This window comes from Nocardioides sp. CPCC 206348, from assembly GCF_048654705.1.
In the GTDB taxonomy this organism is placed as follows: Bacteria; Actinomycetota; Actinomycetes; order Propionibacteriales; family Nocardioidaceae; genus Nocardioides.
On record NZ_JBMCZA010000225.1, the window covers coordinates 18,215 to 19,205 of the forward strand.

The 991-nt window shown below is 68.7% G+C and carries 1 protein-coding gene; it reads left to right on the plus strand.

Translation table 11 applies throughout. The features are described from left to right. On the plus strand, positions 1-991 hold a 991-nt coding region (gene serS / locus ACOADB_RS25430), incomplete at both ends, for a serine--tRNA ligase (RefSeq protein WP_378605526.1).

The window sequence follows — 991 nt, forward strand, 5'->3', positions numbered from 1 at the left end:
TCGCGCAGGTGAAGACGCTCTCGGGCGAGGTCAAGGAGCTCGAGGCCACGCAGGGCGTCGCCGAGGAGGAGTGGCTCTCGGCCCTCAAGGCGATCCCCAACGTGGTCGCCGAGGAGACCCCGGCCGGCGGCGAGGACGACTTCGTCGTCATCGAGGAGGTCGGTACGCCGCGCGACTTCGCGGCGGAGGGCTTCGAGCCGCGCGACCACATCGAGATCGGCCGGATCCTCGGCGCGATCGACCTCGAGCGTGGCGCGAAGGTCAGCGGCAGCCGCTTCTACTTCCTCACCGGTGTCGGTGCCCAGCTCGAGTTCGCGCTGGTCAACATGGCGATGGACCAGGCCCGCAACGCCGGCTTCACCCAGGTGATCGCGCCCTCGCTGGTGCGCCGCAGCGCCATGGAGGGCACCGGCTACCTCGACCAGGGCGGCGGTGACGACGTCTACCGCCTCGAGGGCGAGGAGATGTACCTCGTCGGCACCTCCGAGGTCGCGATGGCCGCCTACCACTCGGAGGAGATCCTCGACGGCGGATCGTTGCCGCTGCGCTACGCCGCGTTCAGCCCGTGCTTCCGCAAGGAGGCAGGCTCGCACGGCAAGGACACGAAGGGGATCATCCGGGTCCACTGGTTCGACAAGGTCGAGATGTTCATCTACACCACCCTCGAGGACGCTGCTGCCGAGCACCAGCGCCTGCTGGCGTGGGAGAAGGAGTTCCTCGAGAAGCTCGACCTGGCCTACCGCGTCGTCGACATCGCGGCGGGCGACCTCGGCTCCTCGGCGATCCGCAAGTTCGACTGCGAGGCCTGGATCCCCACCCAGGGCAAGTACCGCGAGCTCACCTCGACCTCGAACTGCACCGACTTCCAGACCCGGCGCCTCGACACCCGGGTCCGCAACGGCGACAAGATCGGTCCGGTCGCCACGCTCAACGGCACGCTGACCGCGATCACCCGCACCATCGTCGCGATCCTGGAGACCCACCAGCAGGC